Here is a 2,111-nt window from a genome sequence, read left to right on the forward strand (position 1 = left end):
CCGTCCGCCTCGCCCCTGCCCCCGTGGAACATGTCGAAGAGCAGCGACAGCAGCAGGAGTCCGAGGACCCCGCCCCCGACGTAGAGCACGATGTCCTGGAAGGCGTAGTTCTCGTTCCGCAGCGCCCGTACGGTGGCGACGAGCATCAGCCAGACCACCGAGACCGGGATGAGCACCTTCCAGCCCAGCTTCATCAGCTGGTCGTAGCGCACCCGGGGCAGCGTGCCGCGCAGCCAGATGAAGAAGAACAGCAGCAGTTGCACCTTGACGACGAACCACAGCATCGGCCACCAGCCGTGGTTCGCGCCCTCCCAGAACGCGGAGAGCGGGTACGGGGCCCGCCAGCCGCCCAGGAAGAGGGTGGTCGCGACCGCCGAGACCGTCACCATGTTCACGTACTCGGCGAGCATGAACATCGCGAACTTGATGGACGAGTACTCGGTGTTGAAGCCGCCGACCAGGTCGCCCTCGGACTCCGGCATGTCGAAGGGGGCCCGGTTGGTCTCGCCGACCATCGTGGCGATGTAGATGACGAAGGAGACCGGCAGCAGCAGGATGTACCAGCGGTCGTGCTGCGCCTCGACGATCGCCGAGGTCGACATCGAGCCGGAGTAGAGGAAGACCGACGCGAAGGCCGCGCCCATCGCGATCTCGTACGAGATCATCTGCGCGCACGAGCGGAGCCCGCCGAGCAGCGGGTACGTCGAGCCCGACGACCAGCCGGCCAGCACGATGCCGTAGATGCCGACCGAGGCGACCGCGAGGATGTAGAGGATCGCGATCGGCAGGTCGGTGAGCTGCATCGTCGTGCGGTGGCCGAGGATCGAGACCTCGTTGCCGGACGGGCCGAAGGGGATCACCGCGATGGCCATGAAGGCGGGGATGGCGGCGACGACCGGCGCGAGGACGTAGACGACCTTGTCGGCGCGCCGGACGATCACGTCCTCCTTGAGCATCAGCTTGACGCCGTCCGCCAGCGACTGGAGCAGCCCCCAGGGGCCGTGCCGGTTGGGGCCGATGCGCAGCTGCATCCAGGCGACGACCTTGCGCTCCCAGACGATGGAGAACAGCACGGTGACCATCAGGAACGCGAAGCAGAAGACGGCCTTGATCACCACCAGCCACCAGGGGTCCCTGCCGAACATCGACAGGTCCTCGGCGGCCAGTTGACTCAGCGCAGGACTCACGACCGCACCTCCGGCCTCTTCGCTCCACCCTCGTCACCGGCGTCCGCGCCGATGCGCACCACTTCGCCCGGCCGCGCCCCGGTGCCGGAGGTGACGCCTCCGGCGACGGAGTTCAGCGGGAGCCAGACCACCCGGTCGGGCATGGGCGTGATCCGCAGCGGCAGCCGCACCGCGCCGTGCGGGCCCGTCACGGCGAGGAGTTCGCCGTCGCGCACCCCCGCCTCGGCCGCCGTCGCCGCCGACACCCGGGCGAGCGCCGGGTGCCGGGTGCCGGCCAGCGCCTCGTCCCCGTCCTGGAGCCGGCCCCGGTCCAGCAGCATCCGGTGCCCCGCGAGCACCGCCTCGCCGCGCTCGGGCCGGGCGGGCGCCCGGTCGGGCTCCGCCGGGCCGGCCGGCCGCTCGCCGCCCCAGGTCCCCAGCCGCGTCAGCTCGGCCCGTACGGCCGGGAGGGCGTCCAGGGCGAGCGGCACGTCCATGGCGTCGGCCAGCATGTGCAGCACCCGGAAGTCCGGCAGCGTGTGCCGCACGGCGAGCTGGTCCGGCTTGAGCGCCGCCTCGAACGGCCGTGCCCGGCCCTCCCAGTTGAGGAACGTCCCGGACTTCTCGGCGACGGCCGCGACCGGCAGCACCACGTCCGCCCGGTCCGACACCTCGCTCGGCCGCTGCTCCAGGCTGACGAGGAAGCCCACCGCGTCCAGCGCCTCGCGGGCCCGCGCCGGATCGGGCAGGTCCGCGACCTCCACGCCGCCCACGAGCAGCGCGGCGAGCTCGCCCGTGGCCGCCGCCTCCACGATCTGACCGGTGTCCCGGCCGGCGCCGCGCGGCAGTTCGGCCACGCGCCATACCTCCGCCGTCTCCTGGCGCGCCCGGGGGTCGGTGACGGGCCGGCCGCCCGGCAGCAGCCCCGGCAGGGCCCCCGCCTCC

Annotated in this window: 2 protein-coding genes; both read right to left on the reverse strand. The window is 72.4% G+C overall.

Features of this window, described 5'->3' with window-relative positions; translation table 11 throughout:
* On the reverse strand, positions 1–1,145 hold a 1,145-nt coding region (gene nuoH / locus K6I33_RS34490; protein WP_229358746.1), incomplete at its 3' end, for an NADH-quinone oxidoreductase subunit NuoH.
* A 38-nt stretch (positions 1,146–1,183) separates the two neighbouring features.
* A partial coding sequence (locus K6I33_RS34495; protein WP_229358745.1) for a molybdopterin-dependent oxidoreductase occupies positions 1,184–2,111 on the reverse strand: 928 nt, incomplete at its 5' end.

This window comes from Streptomyces sp. UNOB3_S3 (assembly GCF_020740895.1).
GTDB lineage: Bacteria > Actinomycetota > Actinomycetes > Streptomycetales > Streptomycetaceae > Streptomyces.